We start from the raw sequence: 20,759 nt of genomic DNA, 5'->3' as shown, positions 1-20,759 counted from the left end.
AGGAGATCATCATGGCGGAATATTATCAAATGAAGACAGCCCTGAAAGGCAAAGACGATGCGGATGACAAGGCGAAGGAATTATTTGAGCGCTCGGAAAAGGAACTCAAAATGATCCCCAATCTTTACAAGGCGATGGCCAATGCTCCGGAAATTCTGAAATCTTATATGGATGGCTATCAGGGCTTTCGTGAACATTCCGGTTTTACTCCCGCCGAGCAGGAAGTGGTCTTTCTGGTCATTAGTTACGAGAATGGCTGTGAGTATTGTATGGCCGCACATTCCACCATGGCGGATTTTTATTCCAATGTTCCCCGGGAAGTTACCGATGCCATTCGTGAGGATAAATCGATTGAGGATAAAAAACTAAGCGCCCTGGCCAGTATGACGAGAGAAATGCTCTTATCCCGTGGTCGCCCGGAATCGTCTGTGGTTGAAGATTTTCTTAACGCCGGATACAGTGAAAAACAACTGCTTGATATTGTGTTGGCGATTTCGGTAAAAACCCTGTCGAATTACACCAACCATCTTTTTAATACGCCGGTTGATAACGTTTTTAAAGCACGGGAGTATAAGGTTGTGCAGTTTGCCGCGCGTGTATTTAATTATTTAAAACACAAGTTGTAAAAAGACGCCGGGGATGAATGATATCATTCACTCGGCGCGACATGGGGATGAAACCGGCTTGAATGCCATTTTATAAAAATGGAACGTTTTGTTGATGATGGAAAAATAGCAAAAAGGAGCCAAAAATGCGTTTGTCAGAGAACCGCTTTCAAAAAATCCCCTGGTACTTGAAGCCATTTTTCTGGAATCAGAAGCGAAAATATGGCCAGTATCTGGAGCCTGCTAAAGTATGGGCCAGTATTCCAGGACTTTTTCTTTCCCTTATCAGCATCGTTGGCGTCCTTGAGCGCAAGCGTTCTCCGGTTTCCCCGGTTATTCGATCGTTGGTCAGCATACGGGTATCGCAAATGAACTGGTGTTCTTTTTGTGTGGATTTGAATTCATTAATTATAATGAAACGTATCAAAAACAATGAAAAAGCTGACGCGCTTGAGAGATGGCGAGAGTCGACGATATTTTCACCGGACGAGATCGCCGCCCTTGATTACGCCGAGCAAATGACCGATAACAGGCAGCAGGTGACGGATACCTGTTTTGAACAATTAAAAGAACATTTTGATGAAGCGGCTATTGTAGAGCTTACCGCATTGATTGCCTTTCAGAATATGTCGAGTAAATTTAACAGCGCTTTAGGTATTGAACCGCAGGGATTGTGTAAGAAAAAATGACGGGCTGCAGGGGATAGAAGGTAAATAGGCAATGATTATTTTTTAAGGCAGAATGGTGATGCGAGTTCGCGATGATGAAAAAAATCTGCTTACGGGCGAATTTGGAAAAAATCGATTACATTTATTTGCAGTTTTAAAAATCTACTTGGGATAGTGAATGACAGCTTCTGTTTCTGAAACAATAATGTCCAGGCGTTTTATCGCTATTGGGGCTTTATCTGCCATGATAGCCACAATATTGGGTGCATTTGCCGCACACGCGTTGCAAGAAAAACTAACAAAATACCAGATCCATGTTTTTCAAACCGGGATTTTTTATCAATTCATCCATAGCCTGGCTTTATTATTCGTCGGGATGATTTTATTGCACTTTAATAAACGACTGATACAAATATCAGGATGGTTTTTTTTCATGGGCATTCTATTTTTTTCAGGGAGTTTATATTTAATAAGTTTGCTGCAAATAAACACCATTGGAATTATTACCCCAATTGGTGGCGCATGCTTTATTATTGGCTGGAGTTTACTGGCTGTTGGAGTTTCCTGTTCTAAATCAAAATGTTAATGGCATATTGTTTGTCATTGTCTTCTCCATTCGGTAAAATCTGCGCGGATCCTGTCATTGGCATTCCTGCTCTGAAATAGTCTTGCTTATATTTTTCTGGCTTGATATTGTTGCGCTGGTATTTTTTCTTAAAGCATCGCAAATACATGTTGTATGAAAGAATTCTTGGCTTTCCTGGCCCGTCATTTCAAGAGTTGACGGGCGAGTCATCGTAAATCTATAGAAACGCGCATGGATCCGCAGTTTTGACCGCGAGGCTGAAGAGTCGAGTGGCGTGTGCAAGAGCATTTCAGAATCTGGTATACGTGCCCATGATTTTGTGCTGACGTACCGGAGGCGTTTTTTTGAGACCGGATAAAAAGGAATTGATATGATTGTATCCAGGCGTATTTTTGTAACCATTAATCTGACATCCTTGCTGTTATGTTACTCAGTGATGGGAGTCACGGCGACAACACCTGATGCCAAGCCTCAAAATATATCGAGCAAGACGTCAATCCGTAAAGAAATAGCAGACAGTAACAAAACGGATTTTTATGCCGGATTGCTATATATCAAACCCTACAGCGACAATCTAAAATACGCAACGTTTGTCTCGGGCACACAGCCTTACTATCAAAGCTGGCATTATCAGGCTATTGATCCTGATTATTCCCCCGCATTCGAATTAGGGTTCAACTACGCGGTTCCTCAAACGCCTTATGGTGCGGCAGTGGACTGGATCCATCTGGACTCCACCGACACTTCCTTTAAACAGGCTTCTCGAAATACTGACTTATCAACGGTCGAGTTTGTTGCGCCCCCTTATGAAATGAGTCCTCCTGTTTTTGGTATCAAAAGAGTAGACAGTAAAGCCAGGTTTGAGTTTGACGGTGTATTGGTAAATGCCGTAAAAATGGTGACGTACGGGCAGCATTTACAAGCAAAATTTTTTGGCGGCCTCAATATTTTGCGTTTAAATCAGCGAGTTACCACAACGTTCAGTGATTACGCCGGAACTCCGGGCACACCCTACAGTTACCCACTCCCGCCGGATCCTTCCTTTTCATTTAAAACCGAAACGGTTTCGGAATATCTGGGTGCAGGACCGGACGTGGGCGTTAATGTGCAATATAAGATGGATTCCGGGTTTGGGATTCTTGGTCAATTTTCAGGATCACTGACCGTCGGAAGAATTAAAACACAGGATAATTTCACCTCCACATCCGCGCGGTTAACCACTCTGGGCATTGGAACCAGCCACCAGAATATAACAGCACCCAATGCCACACAGGTCGTTCCAGGTGCTGATGGCAAACTGGGCGTGTTTTATAATTATCAGAAACCTGGCTCGCCTAATCTGACAATAGAAGCCGGTTATCGCATAGCGGCTTATCTAAATGCAATATCCACAATTAATCCGGGAACCCTGGTGCAACCTGGAACCGTTATTGTGACGCCCGAGTTTTCAACGGGAACCATGGCGATAGTTTCTACGGAAGCTACAAGCAGGCCATTTAATTTTAACGGCCCATATATCAATCTAAAAATGGCGATGGCTTAATTTGGCCAACACCACGAAATTAAACCGGTGTGATGTCCGTGATCTGGAATAAATATAAGGATAATCGATGAAACGTCCATCTGGCAGCATATTAGCACTCGTAACAGGCCTGCTCATGCTCTCCTCATCCATTATCAAGGCATCAAAACCACTTTTCGATATTGTCCCGGTCCCGGGTTCTATTACTTCGCTGTTATTACCCGTTAATTTTATGGAAACAGTACAATATCAGGTAACCAACCAAAGCAGAATCACACGCACCTTGACGATGAAAGCAATCCAGGGCGCCAGCCAAATAACAAATGGTGCAGGTGATTGTTCCAATCCATTTATATTGGCGCCCGGGCAAACGTGCACGCTCACGTTGCTTGTTAATGGCAGTCAGGTGCCCTCGTCCGGTATCAGTGGTGGTCCTGTCGTGTGCAAAACCATTGGGCCAACCAATCCCAATCCGGATCCTTTACTATGCTACCAACCAAGCCAGCAGAACACATTAGCCGTTTCAACGACCACCGCAGGCCAGTTTGCTTACGTCGCTAATCAGTTTAACAGCACTATTTCGTTCTGCCAGGCCAATCCCGCCACCGGTTTTCTTACCCGCTGTACGGTTACAGCCGGCGGGCTCGGTGCTCCGGAAGCGATTGCCTTTAACCCTGCCGGAACTTTATTCTATGCTGGAAACACCAGCACGAACTCGATTTCAATTTGCCGGGTTAACCAGTCGACCGGAGCATTATACGGATGTGCCGATGCCGGTGGCGCCGGATTTGATTTTCCAACCGGCATAGCATTCAGTCCTGACGGAACAATCATTTACACGTCTAATTTAGGCGGCGCAGGCGTAATCTCTTGTTTAGTCGATGGAACAACGGGCCAGTTAAGCGCATGTATCAATAACCTGAGTGTGACGTTTGCGGCTCCGTCTGATATGGCTGTTAATTCTCTGGGAACATTGGCATATATAGCCAACAGATTAACCAGCACTGTTTCCGTATGTCGTGTCAGCGGTCAAATGGTACATGCTTGTGACAATTCGTCAGGCAGCAATTTTGATGCGCCGGAAGGGATAACTCTGAGTCCAACAGGGCGGCATGCCTACATCGCCAACGCCGGTAATAGAAAAATTATTGTTTGCGGTATCCGGGAAGATGGAACCGGATTTCTGGATAACTGCTCGGCTACCGATGGTCCGTTTGAGGGTACCGGAAGTGTGGGATTTAATAGTTCCGGTCAGGTCGCTTATGTGCCCAATCAAATCACCAATCAAGTATTTATTTGCAATACAACGCCTCCCAACGGAGAACTCTCACAGTGCAAGCCCTCTCTTGGCATGGGGTTTATTGGACCGGCAGGTATAGTATTGCGCTAGGTTCTGTGCACTTATCTTTTATCTGTTGCAAAAAGGGATGTGATTAGTCCCTTTTTTGTAGTGTTTCCTGTAGCCTGCCATGAAGGCGAAGCCGAAATGCGGGAAAACGTTCGGTTCTCCCGGGACAATATTGGACTATGAAACCCGCAATACGGCCGCAGGCCTCCTTACGGGCTACCCTCTGATCCTGTCCTGTTGCCAGCGCGCTAATTATTTAAGGGCAATAAATGGTATTTTCAACTTCTTCCAGGTCAGCATTGGTTTGATGAGAGGTATCGTAGCGACCTTCCAGTATATCTCCGGTTTTGGTGGATACGTAAGTACGGACAGTACTGGAATGGTGGTTGCGAAAATCAGACGCGCTCCTTGAGTCCGGTGCGGGAATTTCTAACAATGGATTTTCTGATAAATCTTTTAGAGGGGTTTTGCCCTGAGTTATGAATAATGTTCTGGTATTGCTGTCAAAAAATTTTGGCATGGGATGTCCTTATCCAGGTAGGGGTAACTGAAAATTATTTTGTGCGCTTATCTTTTGTCGAGGCGGTATTTTGAGCAAATTAATCGCAATTTGCAGCCGATAAAAGATAAGTGCACAGAGCCTAGCGTACATACTATTATGCAGCCATGTTGCAGTCAATCAAACGTCGCGCTTCCTTAAGGGAACAAAGTAATTTTGTTTTGACCGTCTATACTTTGCAATGTGACTTTAAAGAGGAGGCCCTTGAGCAATATCCTCTGCCTGAATATGGCAGTGAACCTTCCAATGTCAATCGTTTCTAGCAAGTAGCCCACAGCATTGCCCATCGGTGATATCACCCTTTGCGTATAAGTATTTTGGGCGGTTTGCAGTTTGCAACCCGCCTGTAAAACCCTCTCAGGACATCCTGATTTTTCCAGATTTTTATTTTCCTGGCGACGTGTTTTCCCGTTCTATTCATTAATTATTTTAATAATTAAATAAGAATAATTAATTTTACTAATTGCTGGGAGCCAAGTACCGTTTGCGGGAGTGAGCAATACATTGGGAGTGTAGGTAGCAATGAAGGATATTGAGTGTCTGTTTCGCGATAAGGTATTATCCGGAAAATTTCCCTGTATAGGTGCCAAGGCTTCCATTACAAAAGGGAAATATCAATTTGTTTTATTGGATCAAATGGCTACGGAAAAATCGACCGTCTTGCTGTATCAGTCTCTCAAGGCATTTGCCGGGATGCGGACAACTATTGATAAGCGTTTTGCCAGTTTTATTGCCTGTTTTACGAAGAAAGGGTTTTTGACCGCTGAAAAATTTGAAATTTTATTGTGGAATCAATTAAAAATGTTGCATGACATTGATGAGTCTGATTGGGACAGGGAGGTTTCAAGTGATATTAATAATCCCTGTTTTTCTTACAGTATTGCTGGCCAGGCGTATTTTGTTATTGGAATGTGTCCTGACCACCCCAGGGAATGTCGCAAATTTCCCTACCCGATTTTGATTTTTAATTCGCACCATCAATTTAAATATCTTAAAAAAATTGATTTATTTTATAAAATTCAAAAAGCGGTGCGTTTAAAGGAAATGGAGTACAACGGAAGTATTAATCCAAACCTGATAAATGTGGGAGAGCACAGCGAGGCGTTGCAGTATTCGGGACTCAAAGCCGAAGCCGGATGGAAATGCCCTGTTCATTTTGATAAAAAAGGATCGTAATAATGAATTCAACAATGAAAGTACGACGTGCGTCAACGATGGATTGGCAGCAAATTGTTTCTATTTATAACCACTATATCGTACATTCGGTATTTAATTTTGAGTACGAACCCTACACTGTGAAAACGCGGTTGCCGTGGTTTGAATTGTTTCAGGAGGAAAGTCCTTATTGTCTGCTGGTTGTTGTCAATGCGGAGGATGAGGTTTTGGCCTTTGGTGCAACCACGCCGTTTAATCCTGTGGCCGGTTATCAGACCAGCCTTAACATGAGTCTTTATTGTTGTCCTGAATGGCAGGGACGGGGATTAGGTTCGTTGCTGTTAGAGGCGCTTTTGGAGAAAGGTCGCTTGTCCTTGCAAGGACATCGATTTTATGCCGGTATTACCGTGCCAAATGAGCTTTCCTTAAAACTATTTAAAAAATTCGGCTTTATTGAAGTTGCTCATTTTAGTGAAGTTGGATATAAATTTGATAGGTATTGGGACGTGATATGGCTGGAAAAAAAAGTTGTGTAATGCGCAGTGCGCTTGACGGGTTTTGAAGAATAGTGATAGATGTCTGGTAATAATTCAGCGCTTATGAGAAAATTTTTGTTACCTATTGACGAATAGAGATACCTAACGGCAATTCAGGGAGAAAACTATGAGTCGATTGTTCAGGATTGGTAGAAAACCCGTTGCAAGATCGCAAGCCTTTTTTCCTAAAAAACCGCCTCTTCATATTTCCCAAGTTCACACTGCACCTCCAGACAAAGAAACATCAAAACATACCCTCTTTACTAAATTAAAATCAGAAGAACACAAGCAATTTGCTCATGGAAAACGAAGGAGATCTCATTATGAGGATAATTGCAGTGCCGCACTCGCCTTGCCTTATTCAAGAAGCGTATTGGAAGCGAGGAAAAATGATTTTGACGCGCTTCTTGTGATATCCCGAAAAAATCTCATAGAACATGCCAACAGGCGTGTTGATTTGTTTTTTTATACGTTAATCGCTTATTATAAAACCGGTCTTGTACCGATGAATGGCAAAACCGATCTTCAGCACGGCAGGGGGCGTCCCGCATGGCGGTTTGGAAATATCACCGAGGCATGTCACAGCAGCCTGACCCCGTCGTTACTTGATAATACCATTTTTCAAACTGGAAGAAGAAAACACAAGAGCTTGATTGACGGCACACACTTTATGGACAGCCTGAACGCAACGGTTGAGTTGCCGCCATTTTTAAATCATTTTGACGATGTTCTGGAAAATAGTTGCAGGCAACAATGCCTGGAAATTCTGGGTAACGCGTCACTTGGAAAAATAACTCCGATTGAAGGATTAAATATCTTTCTTAACATGATGTCAGACACTTTAAACAATCTTAAAATCCAGGTTGATAATCCGGATAGTAACGCATTATTACGACATTCGTTAATTGGTGATGGAACTATTAACAAGAAAATTATTGATCTGGTCCTTTCCGGCACTTTAGATAGCACATTCTTAAATGACACAAGGACGGTTTCCGATGCTTATCTGCAGCTTCTACTGAGGGTCACGCCAGATGAAAAGAAATTATGCCAAGTGGATGAACATTCCAAAGAAACGATATATTTAAAAAAAATAATGGAGATACGAGAAGAAATTCTGGGAGAAAAAAGTGATCAATATTTTCATTCTCTATAGGTAACTCAACCTACCTGAAAACAGCACTATTAGGGCGTGTCCTAATTCTGGTGCTTCAGGGATATGAAAGCCTGTCTTATCAGGGGAACGTGTCTATAATTGAAAATATCGTAAATCGAGAGGTGGTAACCTATGTTTGTTGAAGCGCACAAAATTCAAGAGAAATTTCAAGGGTTTCTTGAATATTCCACGTCTCTGAACTCCTTATGGTTCCAGTGTATAAGTAAAAACCTCGAACGGGCAAACCAGGCCGCTCAATCTTTTATAAAATTAAATCAGGCCCAGACTTATCCGTCGCCAATGATAATAAACGACGCCGTGGAATATATGACTGATTTCGCGCAGCGAAGTATTCTGTTTTGGGACATCATGGGCAAACGAGGTAATCAGTATCTCAAGCATGAAGAGGAAGGGCAGCCGCCGGTTCTTATTTTTTCTTACAGGATACTTATGGATGGCAGGTATTTTGAGCGGGCGGTTAACTATGCGCTGCTGGAGATTATTCCTCCCGAAGGCGTTCGCATTGACCCGGCAAAAAGACCTTATGTGATTGTTGACCCCCGAGCCGGACATGGTGCAGGAATCAGCGGCTTTAAGGATGAATCGCAGGTGGGTGTTGCTTTACGGGCGGGGCATCCGGTTTATGTTGTGATTTTTTTTCCTGTCCCGGAGCCTGATCAGACTTTGGGTGATGTAACCGCCGCTCATGAAAAATTTTTAAATGAAGTGGCTTTACGTCATCCCGACAGCCCGAAACCCTGCGTGATAGGTAATTGTCAGGGAGGATGGGCTATTTTAACGCTTATGGCCGCCAATTCGAATGTTGCCGGTGTCGCTGTCGTCAATGGCGCTCCTCTCTCTTACTGGGGCGGCGAGAATGGAAAAAATCCCATGCGTTACCTGGGAGGGCTTTTGGGGGGCAGCTGGATTGCCCAGCTTGCCGGCGATCTTGGGAATGGTAAATTTGATGGGGCGAATCTGGTCATGAATTTTGAAATGGCCAATCCCCGAATCACTTATTGGGAAAAATATTACAATCTTTTCGTTAATATTGACGAAGAGGAGGCAAGGTTTTTGAGCTTTGAACGTTGGTGGGGTGGGTTCTCACTGATGAACGTGAACGAGATGCGAGGCATAGTCGAAAATTTATTTATTGGTAATAAACTGGTTCATGGCAAAATCCCTTTGGGGGAATCATCAAATAATCTGGATTTAAGAAATATCAGCGTTCCTGTGATTGTTTTCTGTTCAAAAGGCGATACCATCACGCCTCCGGAACAAGCCTTGAACTGGATTGCCGATCTGTATTCCAATACCCTGGAAATCAAACTCGATGGACAGGTTATCGTTTATCTTGTTCATGAAAGTGTTGGTCATTTAGGTATTTTTGTTTCAAGCGCTGTCGCTAAAAAAGAGCATCACCAGATCGTTGGTTTGCTAAATTACATAGAGCATCTTGGACCGGGCCTGTATGAGTTGAAATTGCACGAAATAACGGATGATGCCGGAGCCTCCCCGCATTATCTGGCTCATCTTGAAGAACGATCCATTGCGGATATCAGTAGCAGGAAAAAAAACAACGAGGAAATATTTAATTATGTTCGTATGATATCGGAATACAACGCGATGAGTTACGACTTGTTTCCCGGCCCGATTATCCGTCATTTCAGTAATGAATTGACGGCGGAATTCATGCGAAAAATACACCCATTGCGACAAAATCAATACGCATTAAGTCATCTTAATCCTTTCTTATATCCTGTGTTTTGGAGCTCACCCCTTGTTCGTCAAAATCGTATAACTATTGCTGAAAATAATTTTTTTTTGCAGCAACAAGTTTATTTTTCATCGTTTATCGAAGGCATGTGGAATGTCCTGGGCACGTCGCGTGATGATGCTATCGAACTTATATTTTATGCGATTTACGGTTATCTCCAGTTTGTGGCGCCACCGGATATTGAGAAAAAAGGGTTTATACACTTTGTGGAAAAAGATTATAACGAAAAAGCGGAGCAACTGGTTGTTGCCCATATCTGCGACGGTGGTGTGCCGGAAGCCTTGTTGCGAATATTGCTTTTGTTAATTAAAACGCAAGGCTATATTATCGGCACAAATTTCCCCAATGTGGTTCAAAAATTGCGCGAATCTGAGGCGCTCAAGCATTTGGATCGCAATGCCATCAAACAAATTGTGCATACCCAAACGATCATGATAGAACATGATCCCGAACTCGCTTTTAACACGCTCCCCCATCTATTAAAATCATCGGAAGAACGTGCGCTTGTTATTCAGATTATAGAAAATATCCTGCAATCGTTTAAAACGCCTCCCTCTGAAAAATATCAGGCTAAATTCCAGAGCATTAAACGGCTTTTGGAGATCAGGTCGCCGTAACCCCTAATGAAAAATATGCGATAAAAATCTTTTGGATCAGCCTTCCTGAGAGCGATTAAATTGGCAATGGCTTACCAGGCCTGCTATTTTTTAGAGACAGGCTCAATATGGAATGGTTGGCTTATATGTGTACAAGGGCGGTGTATGTCGGTGACAACAATCTGGTTATTACTGGTCGCAATATGGATTGGAAAGAAGATATGTCAACAAATCTTTATGTTTTCCCAGCGGCCATTCCACGAAGCGGTGCCGTTACCTGCAATCCCGTACAATGGATTTCCAAATATGGAAGTGTTGTGTCCGTAAGTTATGAAGCGGGTAGTTCGGATGGGATGAATGAAAAAGGTTTGGTTGCGAATCTTCTCTATTTGGTGGAATCAAGCTACCCTACGCCGGTGACTTCCCGTCCTAATTTGGCCATTTCAATGTGGTTGCAGTATGTGTTGGATAATTTTGCCAATGTTAAAGACGTCGTTCAGGCATTAAGCAACGAAACATTTAATGTAATACCGGTTACCTTGCCGAATGGCGATCTATCCCCACTCCACTTATCTGTTTCTGATTCATCCGGAGATTCAGCGATATTTGAGTATATTTCCGGCAAACTTTGTATTCATCATGATAAAAATTATAAGGTAATGACCAACTCGCCCACCTTTGATCAACAAATTGCTTTAAATGACTATTGGAAACAAATCGGAGGACTTACCTTTTTACCTGGCACGAATCGAGCCTCTGATCGATTTGTCAGGACGTCATTTTTGCTGGATGCCATCCCGAAAACCATTGCTCCTCAATATATAAAAGCAGTTCCGAAGCAATCTTTCCAATACCAGGCAATAGCTGAAGTATTAAGTCTGATGCGCGCAGTAAGTGTTCCACTAGGCATTACCACACCAGAACAGCCTAATATTTCTTCAACCATATGGAGAACCGTATCTGATCAAACAAACCTGATTTACTATTTCGACTCGGCAACCAGACCAAATATTTTTTGGGTGGATTTTAGGAACCTTGATTTTCATTCCGATGCGCCAATAAAAAAGCTGACTATCCAGAATGGAGAGATTTATGCCGGTGAGGTTTCTTCGGATTTTCAAATTAGCGAACCGTTTAAATTTTTACCTGCCTGACCTGAAGGCGGCGTAACCGATTCTGTGCACTTATCCCATCTCAATAGATAGGCATTGAAAGTATTTTTGGCAGAAAGGGTGATGATTGCCTATAATTTATTCAATTATCAAAAATAAATGACAAAATGAATGAAAATATATCGTATTTCTGTAATTTTATTTTTTATTTTTATTTCTCCGCTACAAGCCCAAAACAATGTATTAAAAATTGCTGTTTCATTTTATGATCCGCCCTTTGTCATTCAAATATCTGATAATAATTTTTATGGTTTTGATATTGCTATGATGGAAGATATATGCAAAATAATCGGATATAAATGTCAATACATGGTAGTGCCTGCAAATCAATTACTTTTGGCCGTGCAAAAAAAACAGGCCGATTTGGCAATAAGTTCCATTATTATTACCAGGGAACGGGTTGGGTTGGTCAATTTTTCATTACCCTATCTGGTTAGTGAGGCTCGCTTTCTTGGCCCTAAAAAACACGCCGGACAATTCTTCAGCATCGACAAATTACATAATAAAAAAATTGGTATTTCAGATGATGCCTATACTGCTCATCTCAACATAATTGGGGTGAACAACCCTGACATTATCTCCTATGATCAAAATGACATAATGATTGATGCCCTGCATCAGGGAAAAATAGATTTTGTACTGGTCGATGCCCCTACTACCCATTTTTGGAATCTCCACTCTTCAGGCGCTTTAGTGGCTCTTGGCGAGCCCATGGCATTTGGTGCCGGTTTGGGGATAGCTATTCATCCAGATAATCGCCAACTGTTGGAGCGGATAAATCATGCCTTGATCGTCTATCATAACAGCGAGAATTTCAAAGAAGATTACGAGAAATACCTTATTAACTTACCTGTCATTCCATCAACAAATACGGACAGCTATGTACATTAACCTGAATTAGTTCTGATATTTTTTTTCCCATGATATACGCCTGTAAGTATGACTTTTTATCATTACATATTGTAATGGTGAGATTGTCCTTTTGTTTCCAGCCGCTCAATAAATTGACTGAGATGATGGCCAAGCGAACCCAAATCAACAACTGATTTTGTAAAAATCTCATTGAGGGTTTTAAGTTTAGGCAGCATGGTATCGAGATCATGGCGATCAATATCCCATCCGGAAATGGATTCGATGGTCTGTGGATTTTTTGTGTCGCTACACCATGAGTCGACAGCTAAAATGATTTGTAAGACTTTAGGCGGCAAGATCATTAAAAAATCATCTACATCGGCGTTGTTGTCGAGGATTATTCGGGATGATTGCGGTAGTTTTTCCAGCGCATTGCTTGTTCTTTTTAAATGAAAATTCTTCAGGCTTTTACATAATGTGATAATATCATCTGGTGAATAGCGAATCATTTTCAATTTTTCTATTTTCAGTGATTTTTCCACTGTTTTATCATCCATCGTTTGAACGACTATTTCCTGATCATTTTTATTTTCCAATTCTTGAAGATAATTGGAGTATTTGTCCAGGTTGGATTTCGTATTACTTTTCGCAAGGCCTATATAATACAGATCCCTTATTCCCTGGCTTCCTGGCTCTGTGGATAGATGTCCGGTTCTTAAACCAAATCCGTTTTCTGTGCGAATCGAATTCTCGCATAATTTCCCGCCTTCAATCGTCCAGTATTCTTCTGCTGACGCCCCAAAGCTGTACAAACTGGAAGTTGGGTACAAAAGCTTCATGAAAGGATCGTCTTGATAATGCCTGGTTTGGAAAAAGGGAGCAAAGTTATGTCTGGCGCTGCCGTCAAGGTTGTGGATGGCATGAATAAGTTCGTGTGCCAACAATATAAACGCTGGACCCATATCCGTTAATCCCTGGCTTTTTGAGGCGTACACATCCAAATTCAAGGAGGATATCGTTTTGTTAAAGCTGCTATCGAAACCCACCAAAACTCGCTGAGATCCTTCTCCCTTTAACGTTGCTTTTTTAAAGACAGATTGGTAATCTTCCTGAAATTTATCTTTCCTGGAGACGGATTGATAATCGGGATTAACCGACGCGGTACCACCTCTAGTCATTGAGCAACTAAAGTCTTTACTATTTTTTATAACTAATTGTGCGTTCTTTGATGTTAATAAATAATTTAGTTTTAAAATTAATTTCTGTCCTTCTGGTCTGGCTGCTAGTTGCATTAATAACGAGTTGATATAACGAAACTCATCGTCACTCAAAGTATTGTTTTTACTGATATTACTTAATAACTGGTGGAAATTTTGTTGTATTATTTCTTTCGTTTCTCTACCTTTCAATTCATCTGAAATGTATTTGTTGACGGATGAGATATCAATTTCCTGATGAAGATATAGTTGATTATTTTCATACATCGTTTTCGCCAAATCATTATGGACAAGCTGTAATTCCCTCAACCTATTCTTTATAGCTAGAATTCGTTTAAAAAAAAGGAGTTGTTCTTCCTTGTTCGCTTCGGGGTTAAATCGCGAATACAATGCTTCAATTTCCTGGTATGCGGCATGTGATAAATGGTCAATTCTTGCTGCAAGCTGGTCATGGTGTTCCTCTTCTTCCTGATGAGAGGTTTCCAAAACGGCAATATCCAGTTTAGATAAGGGTCTTGCAATGGCTTCTATTTTTTCCTTCATGACTATATAAAATTCATGTGTATAAATTTTATTATAGTTGATCGATTTTGGTGCGATGTTGATGGTGTTCGATCGGGAGTGGCGGGGTGAATTTGGGGATGAGACAACTACTCGGAACGTAGATATTCAGCCCCGGAACCATCGGTATCCCGACGACAGAGTCAAAAATAGCAAAAATCGGTTTTAAAAACAGCCAGATTAGTTGTAAATCATTAGGTTTTGTGAACAAAATTAATTACGGCTGCAAAAAGGCGTCTGATTTGTCCCTTTTTTGTAGCCCGCCATGAAGGCGAAGCCGAAATGCGGGAAAACGTTCACCCGGATACGCACATGTTCTCCCGGGATAATATTGTGACATGAAACCCGCAATACGGCCGAAGGCCTCCTTACGGGCTACCGTTCTTTTGTAAAAAAAATGGTGCCAGGACATTTTTGTTCACAGAGCCTGGGTGCTCGGACTTTTATCGGTTTCGCCTATGTCTTCATTCCACAAGGAATTGTTTTGGGCGATGAAAGCACGCATCAGTGCGACGCACTGTTCATTTTGTAATACTTCGACTTTAACACCGCGTGATGCCAATAACGACTCATCACCCATAAACGTCTGATTCTCACCGATGACGACGTGTGGTATTTTATAAAGCAGGATGGCGCCGCTGCACATTGGGCAGGGAGAAAGTGTGGTGTATAAAATGGATTGTTCATAAACTTTGGCCGGTTGCCTCCCTGCTTTTTCCAGGGCATCCATCTCTCCATGAAGTATGGCGCTCCCTTTTTGAACCCGTTGATTATGTCCTCGTCCGATGATTTTGTCCTGATAAACGAGTACGGATCCTATGGGTATACCGCCTTGTGCAAGGCTTTGACGGGCTTCCTCAATTGCTGCTTCAAGATATCGCCGGTGTGATCCTGACATGGTGTCTCCTTGATAGTGGCAGAGAAATGTACGGTTTTCTCCGCGTTGATGGCGAAAGTACAAAAACTCTTTGAAAAGTTGGCTAGTGCTCCGTTACTATTTAATTTTGCAAGGCTTTAATTTTTTAAAAACCGTCTGCGTGCCGCGCACAAGTCACAGCACACAGGCAATTTCAGGAAAATTTGTATATCACAGCCGGTCAAAAGCAAATGGAACCTGGCCATGCTATACAAGTAAATGTAACTTAAAAGCTATGGAAACGATAACAGATTCGGAATTAATTTTGACGCCAGCAGGTTGTATCTATCATCTTGATATTCTACCTGAACAGATAGCCGACGTCGTTATTACGGTGGGGGATCCTGAACGGACCAAACGGGTTGCCGATTTTTTTGAACGGATTGAATTCACTCATACACATCGTGAATTTACCTTAATCACCGGCTACATTGCCGATAAGCGGTTAAGTGTTTTATCGACCGGTATGGGTACTCAAAACATTGATATTGTACTGAACGAGCTGGACGCATTGGTTAATATTGATTTTAAACGACGTTGTGTAAAAAAAAATAAAAGACGTATTAAGATCATTCGTATCGGAACGTCAGGCTCTGTTTGTCCGTCTGTCCCGATCAACAGTGTGGTGCTGTCTTCGCTGGCAGTCGATCTCACCGGAGTGACCGCCTATTATCAGTATTCTCCTGAGCCGCAAGAAGCGCGATTAGCCAGGGATATTTCCGGCCAGCTGGAGGGTTCCATTCCGAGCTGTACCATTCGAGCCTATCGTGCCTGCGAACAATTGCTGGATGTATTTTGCCAGGCTCAGCATTTCCAGCCGGGCATTACTGTGACCTGTAACGGTTTTTACGCGCCGCAATCAAGGCCATTGCGGGCAAAGAGACTTTATCCCGATTTGATGGAGAAAATCACAACTTTTTACAACGAAGACGGGCAAGTGGCGAATCTGGAAATGGAAACGGCGGCGCTGTATGGATTCGGACGTATTCTTGGGCATCAATGTCTGTCTGTTAATGCCATCGTCGCCGATCGCATCGGCAAACGGTTTGTGAGTGATATTCATGCTTTGGAAACCCGTACCATCAAACAATGCCTCGATCTTCTGATCGGCATGACGGATTAGGTTTCATGTGCTTGCTCATCCAAAGCGTTGCAGCCGATAAAAGATAAGTGCGCAAGCCCCAGGCTCCGTGAACAAAAATTTTCACAGCTACAAATACGGCTGATTGGCGCCATTATCCACATTTTCGCTTGCGAAAAAATTGGTTCACGGAGCCTGATATTTGTTAATATGTTCCAGCAAATTGGTACCAATTTGTCCTACTGTAGGTGGAGCCGTGGCCGGATTAAAACTGCCATTTGTTGAACCGGCACCGGTATTGAATAAAATGATTACACCGTAATGTTGATTGGTATTAAGGCCTAAAAAACTACGGAAGTTTTTATGCCCGCCGATTTTTCCGCAGATGCGATCACCACCGATTGCCGAGGGCATGCAAACCCAGGCATAGCCTTGTCCGCCGCGTATGGGACTTTGGCTGCCTATATTGAGTTTTGGCGAACCGGGCGCCGGCAGATAATCATTAGGTTGATGGGCCAGCATCATCCCCTGAATCAACTGGAGTTGCTCCGGTGTGCTGCCGGTGTTAAAACCCAGGTTGGCACGGATGAATTTCACCATATCGACGGCATTGCTGCGGATCCCCCCGGCAGGTGCCCACGGTAAAAAGGGGAAGGGATTGCCGGGTTGGTAGGTGCCTTGATTGAGATGATAACCCGACGCGTATTCCGCAGTAGTCCAGTTCGCCGTATAGGTACATGCGCTGGTTGCCGCACCGCAGGTTCCATCGCGTGCGTCACCCGGCAAGCAGGCATTGCTTTGGGTCATGCCAAGCACATTAAAGACATTTTTGCACATCCAGTCATTAAAGCCGGGTTCCAGTACGCCGAAACCATCGATGTTCATGAGGCCTTGGCCCAGCAAGCCAATGCTGCTGTTCGAGTAAAAATTATGGGTAGGCAGATAAGGCGGTGTCGTATATTCCGGTGTGGTATTGGCCTGCCCGTTACTGCAAGGACCACTGGCCGGATCCGGATTAAGGCCATTAATATCCATGACAAAATTAGCCTGGTTTAATGCCTGGTTGGTACTGGATTGATTCACGGAGGGTGCGTCAGAAAAACAAACGCCTCCGGAAAAAGTGGCTAGTTGCTGGAAGGTCACGGGACTTTCATTGACACCAAGCATGTAACCGGGCGGTAAAAAAGGCGCGATGGCATCATATGCCGAACCAATCGTGCCGTTATAAAGCAATTTGCCCAGAATGGAGGTGGTCAATGTTTTGGTCACCGATGCCAGCTCAAACAGCGTGTTTTCATTCGGTGCGGTACCGTTTAACGCACGTAAACCGCAACTTATATAACAGATTTGCTCTCCATTATTGTGGTTCTGGTAAATGCCGAATACGCCGCCTAACGTTTGTTCCGGCGTAACGTTTTGATTGGTCACGTTAAATACATTAGGGGTAAACTGGATCACATTTTGGTACTGCTGCTGGCAGAAAGGGGTTTGGTAAGACGCTGTATTCAATAATACACAGGCTATATTGCTGTCTACGTTGAAGGTGACGGCATCGACCAACGGTGCCCTGCCTTGATAGTAGACATTAATAACCAAACGATCGGTAGTATCGTTGGCCGGAGCCTGGTACTGGATCGTCAAAACACACGTGCTGTGCCCGGCAATGGCATTGCCACAGGTATTTCCAGCGCTGGAGACACTGGCTCCGTTGCTTGAAAAAGAGACGCTTAGAGGAAAAGCGGTGCCGGTGTTGTTTCTCAGGGTATAAAACAGCAGACTGCTGTTTTGCGGCTTCATAAACTGGCTGGACTCTGGCCTGGAAATAAATTCCACCAAAGGGGTTGCGGCAATCAGGGATTGAGATATCAGATAGAGAGATAAAGCGGTTAATACATGTAATAAAATTTTCATATTCCTGCCTGAATGAAGCGAAACTAGACGGAGTAATTAATCCCAAAAAACACGTTTTGACTGTTTAGATTGATACTTACAGGTTGAAACGGTGTCATGGTGGTAGATACTTTGCCCATATTAAGATAAGCGTAGCGTAAATTGAAAGCCCAATGAGTGTTTACCGGAATGGTAAGCCCTGCGCCTAATTCGTAGACAGCCTTGACGCGGGAGCGGGACCAATGGATTTCGCTATCGGCAGGAATATCCGGTAGCGCGTGATCATCATAGCTTGTGTGTGCAATGCTGAATCCGGCTCCTGCCGTCAGAAAAGGAAACAGTTTCCCGGCAACGGGTTTCAGGTAAATATCACTTTCCAGTAAAAAAACGGAATTTTTGCTTTTAAAATCATATTGATAATTATAAAACTCAGGCAGGGTCATTTCCCACACGTCGCCGGAGTAATGGCTGGTTTGATAATAAAAAGCAGGGCCCAGCATGATTTTATGGATATGATTACCATGGATATTCAGCTGTTTTTGAGCATGGAAACTGTAGCTGGCTATGTGATGCTGTCGAGAGTTAGTCAGTAAATCGGTGACATAAGGGCTGATGGATAATTGTTGATCCGACGGGTTGGGAAATGTTGTGTAGCCTATGCCGCCGGTCAATGAGAGTGTGTCGTCCAGGAATACGGGTAGAGGGTGGGCTGCTATGGATGCGTGACTAATCCATAGCAACAGATTGATGTTTAATAGTCTGGTTTTCCAGGAATACCATCGGCTGTGACAATACAATGTCTGCTCCCCCAAAGACTGTTTTTCGCTGATTTGCCGGGCGCGAATTCAAGATGCGATAATAATGTAATCGCCTACTATTTTGAAGCTTTTCTTCTTTCCAGAGCAGAGCATGATTTTGCCCTGATTTCTGAAATTTTTTGCGCTTAATTTTCTCAATGCCAGGACAACGGATTTTTCGTGTTTTATGAAGGGATTATAACTATTGAAAAAATAGTGGCTGAGGTACAATGCGCGAATAAGCGGGTCTATTGATGGAATAACGTGCGAAGACTAAAAAATGTTTGATTCTGAGAAGAGTAACAGGACACCGGAGAGGCAATCCATCCTGATTACGCACCCTGCCCATAAGGATGAGGGCGATTATCGTGCCAGCTATCCTGTCGATGATGAAAATTCTGCAGGTGTGTGTGAAATAAAAGGGTGGCGTGAGACGCAGGAAGATGTTTTGATCGTTGAGACGGATAATCTCATCACCTCATTTGCCGGGCTTTCTAAGGAGCAGCAAACAGAGGCGCTTCTTGCCACCTTTGCTGAAATGCAGACACATCACGGGCAATATCCCATGCAAGGATCGACTGCCTGTGTCGCCACGGCCTGGCTGGATGAGGAAAAATGCATCAATGTCGTTACGGCAGGACTTGGAGACAGCACTGCTTTTTTAATCGTCCTCGATGCCCGGGGAGAGCTGGACTATAGTGACCGGTTAAATCGTTTGCATAAGGCGACTGACAGGGCGGAAACAGATTACATCATACGGGCAGGGGGATCGGTGTCCCGTTATCGATTAGGAGGGATTCTGGCAATCAGCCGTGCTATTGGCGATACCGCCTTGCCCGGCATTAATCATACGCCTGAAATCTACTTCCGGAAGAGAAAATTGCCGGATGATGGTGTGGCGTTTCTTGTTGTTGCCTGTGATGGGCTGGAAGAAGGGCTGAGCAGGCAGGACATTTTTAATTATATTCAGGAAAATCATGACGTCCCTGTTGAGCACCTTGCTGAGCGGCTGGCTCAAAAAGCGTACGAAGCCGGATCACGAGACAATATTTCCGTAGCGGTGGTGCCTGTTTCAATAAAGCCGGTATCGGTGGCTGTTTTTGACGGGCATGGGGGGGCTGACGTTTCAAAAGCACTTGGTGACCGTTTTTATCCAGTTTTCAAAAAAGAAATTACCCTGAAAGTGAAGCGGCAGGACGCAGGTATTGTCGGACAGGTCGATGAAAAAAAAAATTTCGAAATGACGAGTTTTGAAAATCACTATACGTTATTTTCCCAATCAGCGAGTCAGAGTACTTTCTTATGGTTAATTCCCCGCTCCGTAAGTAATATTTATGACCCCGTTTATTTTCTGAATTCCAATAATTTTCAATGCAGTTTGCAACATCCGCAAGGCATCTACGCTACTCTCAACGAATATGAACAGAATGAAAATGGCCCTGTCGAAAAAAATCCTGGATTTTTAGTGGAAATCAGTTTGCCGAAGAAAAGGGTTGAGTCGTGTCTGTACGATCCTGATACCATGGAGATCTTATACAGGAATATCACAAAAATTCATCCGGACAACTGCGCGAAATTATTATTAAAACAAGCTGACGGCGAAGAACCCGAGTCTGTTCCAATTGCGAGAGTTAACGGTCATTTTGTTGATGAAACAAGACAGAATCACTCTGATCATGTTTGTTTTATTATCTAGGGCGTGTCCTCATTCTGTTTCCATTAAGTTTTGACAGGCGCCTGTCAAAACTTAATGGAAGTGGTACCA

The 20,759-nt window shown here is 43.3% G+C and carries 18 protein-coding genes; 13 read left to right on the top strand and 5 right to left on the bottom strand.

The window, feature by feature from the left end; all coding sequences use genetic code 11:
- Nucleotides 1-11 precede the first annotated feature (11 nt).
- From CKW05_RS13230 to CKW05_RS13210, 5 genes are all read left to right on the top strand, one after another.
- Nucleotides 12-626: a carboxymuconolactone decarboxylase family protein gene (locus tag CKW05_RS13230; RefSeq protein ID WP_058483041.1), complete on the top strand. Its 615-nt coding sequence runs from the start codon at nucleotides 12-14 to the stop codon at nucleotides 624-626.
- A 125-nt stretch (nucleotides 627-751) separates the two neighbouring features.
- Nucleotides 752-1,294, top strand: a complete 543-nt coding sequence (locus tag CKW05_RS13225; protein WP_058483042.1) for a carboxymuconolactone decarboxylase family protein — start codon at nucleotides 752-754, stop codon at nucleotides 1,292-1,294.
- 157 nt (nucleotides 1,295-1,451) lie between these two features.
- Nucleotides 1,452-1,859 carry a DUF423 domain-containing protein gene (locus CKW05_RS13220; protein ID WP_058483043.1) on the top strand — a complete coding sequence of 136 codons (408 nt, stop codon included), beginning with the start codon at nucleotides 1,452-1,454 and terminating at the stop codon, nucleotides 1,857-1,859.
- 370 nt (nucleotides 1,860-2,229) lie between these two features.
- Nucleotides 2,230-3,402, top strand: a complete 1,173-nt coding sequence (locus CKW05_RS13215) for an Lpg1974 family pore-forming outer membrane protein (RefSeq protein ID WP_058483044.1) — start codon at nucleotides 2,230-2,232, stop codon at nucleotides 3,400-3,402.
- A gap of 67 nt (nucleotides 3,403-3,469) precedes the next feature.
- Nucleotides 3,470-4,771, top strand: a complete 1,302-nt coding sequence (locus tag CKW05_RS13210) for a lactonase family protein (RefSeq protein WP_058483045.1) — start codon at nucleotides 3,470-3,472, stop codon at nucleotides 4,769-4,771.
- A gap of 214 nt (nucleotides 4,772-4,985) precedes the next feature.
- Here CKW05_RS13210 and CKW05_RS13205 read toward each other — a convergent pair whose 3' ends face one another.
- A complete protein-coding gene (locus CKW05_RS13205; protein ID WP_058483046.1) occupies nucleotides 4,986-5,249 on the bottom strand; it encodes a hypothetical protein in 264 nt (87 codons plus the stop codon).
- A gap of 561 nt (nucleotides 5,250-5,810) precedes the next feature.
- On the opposite strand from CKW05_RS13205, the gene gntA reads away from it, so the two are divergent.
- The 6 genes from gntA to CKW05_RS13175 all read left to right on the top strand — a co-directional run bounded on the left by gntA (nucleotide 5,811) and on the right by CKW05_RS13175 (nucleotide 12,571).
- Nucleotides 5,811-6,464, top strand: a complete 654-nt coding sequence (gene gntA, locus CKW05_RS13200; protein WP_058483047.1) for a guanitoxin biosynthesis heme-dependent pre-guanitoxin N-hydroxylase GntA — start codon at nucleotides 5,811-5,813, stop codon at nucleotides 6,462-6,464.
- Between the two features lie 2 nt (nucleotides 6,465-6,466).
- Nucleotides 6,467-6,979, top strand: a complete 513-nt coding sequence (locus CKW05_RS13195; protein ID WP_058483048.1) for a GNAT family N-acetyltransferase — start codon at nucleotides 6,467-6,469, stop codon at nucleotides 6,977-6,979.
- A 127-nt stretch (nucleotides 6,980-7,106) separates the two neighbouring features.
- Complete coding sequence (locus CKW05_RS13190; protein WP_058483049.1) at nucleotides 7,107-8,135, top strand: hypothetical protein; 1,029 nt, start codon at nucleotides 7,107-7,109, stop codon at nucleotides 8,133-8,135.
- A gap of 132 nt (nucleotides 8,136-8,267) precedes the next feature.
- A complete protein-coding gene (locus tag CKW05_RS13185; protein WP_058483050.1) occupies nucleotides 8,268-10,529 on the top strand; it encodes a DUF3141 domain-containing protein in 2,262 nt (753 codons plus the stop codon).
- Nucleotides 10,530-10,636: 107 nt separating this feature from the next.
- On the top strand, nucleotides 10,637-11,662 hold the full coding sequence (locus tag CKW05_RS13180) for a linear amide C-N hydrolase (RefSeq protein WP_058483051.1): 1,026 nt from the start codon (nucleotides 10,637-10,639) through the stop codon (nucleotides 11,660-11,662).
- 129 nt (nucleotides 11,663-11,791) lie between these two features.
- Nucleotides 11,792-12,571, top strand: coding sequence for a transporter substrate-binding domain-containing protein (locus tag CKW05_RS13175; protein WP_058483052.1), 780 nt, complete (start codon nucleotides 11,792-11,794; stop codon nucleotides 12,569-12,571).
- Between the two features lie 62 nt (nucleotides 12,572-12,633).
- Here CKW05_RS13175 and CKW05_RS13170 read toward each other — a convergent pair whose 3' ends face one another.
- Both CKW05_RS13170 and CKW05_RS13160 read right to left on the bottom strand, forming a co-directional pair.
- Nucleotides 12,634-14,292, bottom strand: coding sequence for a M91 family zinc metallopeptidase (locus CKW05_RS13170; RefSeq protein WP_058483053.1), 1,659 nt, complete (start codon nucleotides 14,290-14,292; stop codon nucleotides 12,634-12,636).
- A gap of 436 nt (nucleotides 14,293-14,728) precedes the next feature.
- Complete coding sequence (locus tag CKW05_RS13160; protein ID WP_058483055.1) at nucleotides 14,729-15,208, bottom strand: nucleoside deaminase; 480 nt, start codon at nucleotides 15,206-15,208, stop codon at nucleotides 14,729-14,731.
- 253 nt (nucleotides 15,209-15,461) lie between these two features.
- On the opposite strand from CKW05_RS13160, the gene CKW05_RS13155 reads away from it, so the two are divergent.
- Nucleotides 15,462-16,349, top strand: a complete 888-nt coding sequence (locus tag CKW05_RS13155; protein ID WP_065238392.1) for a nucleoside phosphorylase — start codon at nucleotides 15,462-15,464, stop codon at nucleotides 16,347-16,349.
- Between the two features lie 144 nt (nucleotides 16,350-16,493).
- On the opposite strand, the gene CKW05_RS13150 is transcribed toward CKW05_RS13155, so the two are convergent.
- Nucleotides 16,494-18,218 carry a serine hydrolase domain-containing protein gene (locus CKW05_RS13150; protein ID WP_058483057.1) on the bottom strand — a complete coding sequence of 575 codons (1,725 nt, stop codon included), beginning with the start codon at nucleotides 18,216-18,218 and terminating at the stop codon, nucleotides 16,494-16,496.
- 23 nt (nucleotides 18,219-18,241) lie between these two features.
- On the bottom strand, nucleotides 18,242-18,994 hold the full coding sequence (locus CKW05_RS13145; protein ID WP_231950607.1) for an outer membrane protein: 753 nt from the start codon (nucleotides 18,992-18,994) through the stop codon (nucleotides 18,242-18,244).
- 280 nt (nucleotides 18,995-19,274) lie between these two features.
- Here CKW05_RS13145 and CKW05_RS13140 point away from each other — a divergent pair, with 280 nt between their 5' ends.
- Complete coding sequence (locus CKW05_RS13140; RefSeq protein WP_058483058.1) at nucleotides 19,275-20,690, top strand: PP2C family serine/threonine-protein phosphatase; 1,416 nt, start codon at nucleotides 19,275-19,277, stop codon at nucleotides 20,688-20,690.
- The last annotated feature ends 69 nt before the right edge of the window (nucleotides 20,691-20,759 follow it).

The sequence above is a fragment of the Legionella spiritensis genome, assembly GCF_900186965.1.
In the GTDB taxonomy this organism is placed as follows: Bacteria; Pseudomonadota; Gammaproteobacteria; order Legionellales; family Legionellaceae; genus Legionella_C; species Legionella_C spiritensis.
This window is presented reverse-complemented; position numbering and strand designations above follow the sequence as displayed.

Excerpts from the sequence above, each read along its gene's own strand:
- CKW05_RS13230 (WP_058483041.1), top strand. The coding sequence starts at position 12 with ATGGCGGAATATTATCAAATGAAGACAGCCCTGAAAGGCAAAGACGAT.
- CKW05_RS13225 (WP_058483042.1), top strand. The coding sequence starts at position 752 with ATGCGTTTGTCAGAGAACCGCTTTCAAAAAATCCCCTGGTACTTGAAG.
- CKW05_RS13180 (WP_058483051.1), top strand. The coding sequence starts at position 10,637 with ATGGAATGGTTGGCTTATATGTGTACAAGGGCGGTGTATGTCGGTGAC.
- CKW05_RS13210 (WP_058483045.1), top strand. The coding sequence starts at position 3,470 with ATGAAACGTCCATCTGGCAGCATATTAGCACTCGTAACAGGCCTGCTC.
- CKW05_RS13140 (WP_058483058.1), top strand. The coding sequence starts at position 19,275 with ATGTTTGATTCTGAGAAGAGTAACAGGACACCGGAGAGGCAATCCATC.
- CKW05_RS13150 (WP_058483057.1), bottom strand. The coding sequence starts at position 18,218 with ATGAAAATTTTATTACATGTATTAACCGCTTTATCTCTCTATCTGATA.
- CKW05_RS13175 (WP_058483052.1), top strand. The coding sequence starts at position 11,792 with ATGAAAATATATCGTATTTCTGTAATTTTATTTTTTATTTTTATTTCT.
- CKW05_RS13215 (WP_058483044.1), top strand. The coding sequence starts at position 2,230 with ATGATTGTATCCAGGCGTATTTTTGTAACCATTAATCTGACATCCTTG.
- CKW05_RS13195 (WP_058483048.1), top strand. The coding sequence starts at position 6,467 with ATGAATTCAACAATGAAAGTACGACGTGCGTCAACGATGGATTGGCAG.
- CKW05_RS13185 (WP_058483050.1), top strand. The coding sequence starts at position 8,268 with ATGTTTGTTGAAGCGCACAAAATTCAAGAGAAATTTCAAGGGTTTCTT.
- CKW05_RS13155 (WP_065238392.1), top strand. The coding sequence starts at position 15,462 with ATGGAAACGATAACAGATTCGGAATTAATTTTGACGCCAGCAGGTTGT.
- CKW05_RS13160 (WP_058483055.1), bottom strand. The coding sequence starts at position 15,208 with ATGTCAGGATCACACCGGCGATATCTTGAAGCAGCAATTGAGGAAGCC.
- CKW05_RS13220 (WP_058483043.1), top strand. The coding sequence starts at position 1,452 with ATGACAGCTTCTGTTTCTGAAACAATAATGTCCAGGCGTTTTATCGCT.
- CKW05_RS13170 (WP_058483053.1), bottom strand. The coding sequence starts at position 14,292 with ATGAAGGAAAAAATAGAAGCCATTGCAAGACCCTTATCTAAACTGGAT.
- CKW05_RS13205 (WP_058483046.1), bottom strand. The coding sequence starts at position 5,249 with ATGCCAAAATTTTTTGACAGCAATACCAGAACATTATTCATAACTCAG.
- CKW05_RS13190 (WP_058483049.1), top strand. The coding sequence starts at position 7,107 with ATGAGTCGATTGTTCAGGATTGGTAGAAAACCCGTTGCAAGATCGCAA.
- gntA (WP_058483047.1), top strand. The coding sequence starts at position 5,811 with ATGAAGGATATTGAGTGTCTGTTTCGCGATAAGGTATTATCCGGAAAA.